This is a genomic window from Pinirhizobacter sp., from assembly GCF_035317885.1.
In the GTDB taxonomy this organism is placed as follows: domain Bacteria; phylum Pseudomonadota; class Gammaproteobacteria; order Xanthomonadales; family Rhodanobacteraceae; genus Pinirhizobacter.
The window spans coordinates 1-4,949 of sequence record NZ_DATHFX010000388.1; the positions used below are offsets into that span (position 1 = coordinate 1).

Genomic DNA, 4,949 nt, shown 5'->3' on the forward strand with positions numbered 1-4,949 from the left:
GCGACGACCCACTTACCCAGGGTCACGTTCCAGACGATGCGATAGATGGTGTTCATGATGGTTATTCCCGATTGCGATGAATGTCGTGCGCTGCACGGCGCACTGGCAATTCACAAGGGGGAGTCCGTCCTGGACGCCGAGGTGCGCGTGGGCTGGTTCGAGTCCATCGAGCCGGGTTGTCCCACGTACTTGCGAAGGCGTCCGGCAGGGCAGAAAACCCTGTCGGCGAACGCATCCTCGTCGGAGGGCGCTGCGGGAGACATGGAAGAAAGCTCAAATTCCCCAGGCACAAAAATGGGTCAACCAGATTGCCCGGTCGACCCATATTTATTGTGTTATTTCAATTACTTAAAGTAACTCATTGCGATTGGAATATTTCTCAATCCGAGCGCCTGGAACGCACGTAATCGAAGATCTGGGCGTCGCTGGTGAGTCCCAGCTTGCGCATGGCACTGGTCTTCTGCTGGCTCACCGTGGACATCCCCCGGGAGGTGGAGCGGGCGATTTCGGTGACGCTCATCCCTTCGCTGAAGAGTTTCAGGATCTGCAGTTCGCGTGGGGAAAGATCCTCGAGCGTGGCCACCCGGATGTCCATGGACCGCCGCCTGCCGGCCAGCGCGTCGACGTTCTTGCTGAGGTAACGGTCCCCACGGTGGGCAGCAAGGATCGCCTGGGGAATCTCATTCACGTCGCTGGTCTTGTCGACCAAGCCGGTCGCACCGGCGTCGATCATTTCCCGGTAAAGGGCGGCATTCATCACCGCGGTAACCACCACCACGGGCAATGCCGGCCATGCCGCCCGGATATCGTCGATCAGGCCCAGGCCGTCGCGCTGACCCTCCCCCGGCATGCGGTAGTCGGTCACCAGCACGTCGCAGGGCGTATGCGCCAGTAGGTCGAGCAGGCCCTGCGGCGAGGTGGCCTCGCCGACCACCTGCCCCACCCCGGCCTGGCGAATGGCAACGCTGATGCCCGCCAGGATGACGGGGTGGTCATCAGCTACGATGATCCGGATATCCATGTTTTCCCCCGATCAGGCGTTTTAAGGTGGGCCGCATCAGGGCGGCGGGAGCGATTTTGCGCCTTGGCCCCTCGTCCTGCCAGCGAAGCAAGCTCAAATAACGCTCATCCCGGCGCCGGTCAGTAACTTTCATCGAAAGGAAAAACAAAGCGCCGATTCCTAGAATTCCGTAGATTATCCGGGCACATGCCCATGGAGCCTCCCAAGGTGTCTGAAGAAAATCGCCGGACGCTCTGGCAACGCTTTCGCCCGTTGATCTGGCTGGGCGCGTGTTTCGTGCTGATCCAGCTGGTTATCCGCATCGTGCTGCTGGTAGCCGCGCGTGCCGACGTGTCGGCCACGTCCTGGCCCCGGGTGTTCGGCCTGGGCCTTGGCTACGACCTCATCGTGTTCCTGTATCTAGCGTGGCCCGTGCTGCTTTATTTGTGGCTGATGCCGCGGCGGGTGTACCTGTCGAAGGTGCAGCGCTGGCTCACTCTGATCTTCAGCTTCGCGTGGCTCTACACGCTGATGTTCATCGCCCTGTCCGAATGGACGTTCTGGGGCGAATTCGCCACGCGGTTCAATTTCATCGCCGTGGACTACCTCATCTATACCACCGAGGTGATCGGCAACATCCGCGAATCGTATCCCGTGGGTCGCTGGATGACGGAACTGGCGATCGTGGCGCTGGTAGTGATATGGCTCACCCGCCGGACGCTTGCCCCGCGGGACGACGGAAGCCGCTTCCGCGCGCGCAGCCTGGTTGTGCTGGCCTGGCTGGTTGCCACCCTGGCGGTATCCTTCGGCGTTACCTCGGCGGCGAAGAACACTAGCGGCAACGCCTACGTCGATGCCCTGTCGGGCAACGGTATCTACGAGTTCGTCGCCGCCTTCCGCAACAGCCGGCTCGACTACCCGCACTTCTACAAGACCTTGCCCGATGCAGAGGTTGCCGCCACCCTGCGCCAGCAGCTGAAGACACCCGACGCTGAGTTCGTGTCGAACGATCCGAACGACATCGCCCGCAAGATCACCCACGAAGGTCCCGAGAAGCACCTCAATGTGGTGCTGATCAGCGTGGAAAGCCTTTCCGGTGAATACCTGCGGTCGCTGGGCGGCACGCGGGACGTCTCGCCCAACCTCGACGCGCTGTCGTCGCAAAGCCTGTTCTTCACCAACCTGTATGCCAATGGCACGCGCACGGTACGCGGCCTGGAGGCGCTCACCCTGAGTGTGCCGCCGACGCCGGGCGATTCGCTGGTGAAGCAGAAGGGCAACGAGAACCTGTATTCGCTCGCCGACATCTTCAATGAGCGCGGTTATGAGTCGAAGTTCGTCTACGGTGGCTACGGCTATTTCGACAACATGAACTACTTCTTCGCCCACAACGGCTACGGCGTGGCCGACCGCACGGCGATCGGCAAGGACATCACCATCCACAGCGAGAATGTCTGGGGCGTGGCCGACGAAGACCTCTACACCCTGGCCTTGCAGCAGATGGACAAGGCGCAAGCCGACGGCAAGCCGTTTTTCCTGCATATCATGACCACGTCGAACCACCGGCCCTTCACCTTTCCCGAGGGGCGCGTGCAGGGCAAGCAGGGCACGCGCACCGGCGCGCTTCGCTATAACGACTGGGCCATCGCCGACTTCATCAAGCGGGCCCGCGCGAAGCCCTATTTCGACGACACGGTGTTCGTGATCACCGCCGACCATTGCGCCGCCAGCGCGGGCAAGAGCTCGATCCCGGTGAACCGCTACCACATCCCGCTGTTGATCTACGCACCGAAGTGGATCACGCCGCGCCACGAAGACCGCTTGATGTCGCAGATCGACATCGGCCCCACCCTGCTGGGCCTGCTCAACTTCAGTTACACCAGCCACTTCTTCGGCTACGACCTGATGGCGCTCGAGCCCGGCCGCGAGCGGGCGTTTCCCTCCACCTACCAGAAGCTGGGCTATATCCATGGTGACCGGATGACCGTGCTGTCCACCCAGCAAAGCGTGGAACAGGTCAATCCGGACTTCCGCACGGGTGAAGTCACGCCAGTGCAAGCGGTGGAAGAGGACGACGTGACGAACGCCATTGCGGCTTACCAGGGCGCGGCGGAGATGTTCAAGGACGGCAGGATGCACCACAAGCCTTGATAGCAGCCGGCTCAAGGCCTATTTATGCTTGAGCCGTGACCCGCCCTTATCCCCAACTCGAAGCCTTCGTCGACCGCCACCCGCGCCTGCTGGTCCTTACCGGCGCCGGGTGCAGCACCGATTCGGGCATTCCCGATTACCGCGACGCGGACGGCGCCTGGAAGCGCAAGCCACCGGTGACCTTCCAGGCTTTCACCGGCAGCGACACCACGCGGCGCCGCTACTGGGCACGAAGCCTGGTGGGCTGGCGCTACTTCGGCATGGCCGAGCCGAACGCCACGCACCGGGCGCTGGCAAGGCTGGAGGAACACGGCAAGGTTAGCCGCCTGGTCACCCAGAACGTCGACCGCCTGCACCAGAAGGCCGGCAGCCAGAATGTGGTGGATCTCCATGGCCGGCTGGACATCGTGCGATGCCTGGCTTGCCGGCACTCGATGGACCGCGATGGCTTCCAGGCGGAGCTTGAGGCGTTGAACCCCGATTGGGTTTCCCTCGACGCGCTGCGTGCGCCCGATGGCGATGCGGACCTGGAAGGCCTGGACTTCGACGCCTTCGCCATTCCGCCCTGCCCCTGTTGCGGCGGCGTGCTCAAACCCGACGTGGTGTTCTTCGGCGAAAATATCCCCAGGCCCTGGGTGGACGACGCGCAGGCGGGGCTCGATGCCGCCGATGCGGTGCTGGTGGTGGGCTCATCGCTGATGGTTTATTCCGGCTACCGCATCGTGCTGCAGGCAGCACGGCGGGGCCTTCCCATCGCGGCCCTCAACCTTGGACGTACCCGGGCCGACGAACTGCTCAGCCTGAAGGTGCAGGCACCGTGCGGCGAGGGTCTCTCGTTCCTGACGAACTAAGTGTTTAATTTCATCGTCTTGAACGAAAGAAGTCTCGCAACATCGAGGAAGCCTCCTCCGCCATGAGGCCACCGTCCACGGCCACGCGGTGGTTGTGGTGCTCGGACACCAGCGTGTCGAACACGCTGCCGGCGGCGCCGGTTTTCGGATCGGTGGCGCCATAGACCACCCGCGCCACCCGGGCGTGGACGATGGCCATCGCGCACATCGCGCAGGGCTCCAGGGTGACGTAAAGCGTGGAACCGGGAATCCGGTAGTTGGCTAGCTTGCGACCAGCGCTGCGCAGGGCTTCGATCTCGGCGTGGGCCGTGGGATCGTGGGTACCGATGTTGCGGTTCCAGCCTTCGCCTACTGCTTCGTCGTTGAGCACCAGTACGGCACCTACGGGGACCTCGCCTTCGGCATCGCGTGCATGTTCGGCCAGGGAGAGTGCGCGGCGCATCCAGGTTTCGTCGTTGGGCATGCGCGAATGATACTTCGGAGCGTTGGCGGGGTCAGAGCATCAGCTCTGACCCCGGCTTTGCCGCTGGGGTTAGCTGGCGGCGATGTTGGGTTTGTCGGTGGAAGCCGGGGTGTCGCCCAGGAGCCTGGCGACGATGCCGCCTAGCATGCCGCCAACGATGGGAGCCAGCCAGAACAGCCAGAGTTGGCTGACGTACGCGCCGCCGGCAAACAGGGCCGGGCCGGTGCTGCGTGCGGGATTCACCGACGTGTTGGTCACCGGGATGGCGATCAGGTGGATCAGGGTCAGGGCGAAACCAATAGCAATGGGTGCGAAACCGCCGGGCGCCGTCGGTGCGGTCGATCCCATGATCACCAGCAGGAAGAAGAAGGTTGCCACCACCTCCACCAACAGGCAGGCCAGCAGGCTGTAGTGGCCGGGGCTCAAGTCACCGTAGCCATTGGACGCGAAGCCGCCGGTTTCGAAGCCGGGCTTGCCACTGGCG

The 4,949-nt window shown here is 63.1% G+C and carries 6 protein-coding genes; 2 read left to right on the plus strand and 4 right to left on the minus strand.

Annotation, left to right across the window (positions count from 1 at the left end):
* On the minus strand, positions 1-56 hold a 56-nt coding region (locus VK519_RS17850; RefSeq protein ID WP_414692748.1), incomplete at its 3' end, for an ESPR-type extended signal peptide-containing protein.
* A gap of 323 nt (positions 57-379) precedes the next feature.
* The gene (locus VK519_RS12780) at positions 380-1,021 is read right to left on the minus strand and encodes a response regulator (protein WP_324350323.1); all 642 of its coding nucleotides are present in this window, start codon (positions 1,019-1,021) and stop codon (positions 380-382) included.
* A gap of 207 nt (positions 1,022-1,228) precedes the next feature.
* On the opposite strand from VK519_RS12780, the gene VK519_RS12785 reads away from it, so the two are divergent.
* Together VK519_RS12785 and VK519_RS12790 are read left to right on the plus strand one after the other, a co-directional pair.
* Positions 1,229-3,151, plus strand: a complete 1,923-nt coding sequence (locus VK519_RS12785; protein WP_324350324.1) for an LTA synthase family protein — start codon at positions 1,229-1,231, stop codon at positions 3,149-3,151.
* A 35-nt stretch (positions 3,152-3,186) separates the two neighbouring features.
* Positions 3,187-4,002 (plus strand): NAD-dependent protein deacetylase, encoded by an 816-nt coding sequence (locus tag VK519_RS12790; RefSeq protein WP_324350326.1) that lies wholly within the window; start codon positions 3,187-3,189, stop codon positions 4,000-4,002.
* Between the two features lie 10 nt (positions 4,003-4,012).
* Here VK519_RS12790 and tadA read toward each other — a convergent pair whose 3' ends face one another.
* Positions 4,013-4,465, minus strand: coding sequence for a tRNA adenosine(34) deaminase TadA (gene tadA / locus VK519_RS12795; RefSeq protein ID WP_324350327.1), 453 nt, complete (start codon positions 4,463-4,465; stop codon positions 4,013-4,015).
* 69 nt (positions 4,466-4,534) lie between these two features.
* Positions 4,535-4,949: aquaporin (locus VK519_RS12800; RefSeq protein ID WP_324350328.1), on the minus strand; the 415-nt coding region annotated here is incomplete at its 5' end.

What these genes read in the sequence shown, in the direction of transcription:
- tadA (WP_324350327.1), bottom strand. Translation starts at nt 4,465, where the DNA reads ATGCCCAACGACGAAACCTGGATGCGCCGCGCACTCTCCCTGGCCGAA.
- VK519_RS12780 (WP_324350323.1), bottom strand. Translation starts at nt 1,021, where the DNA reads ATGGATATCCGGATCATCGTAGCTGATGACCACCCCGTCATCCTGGCG.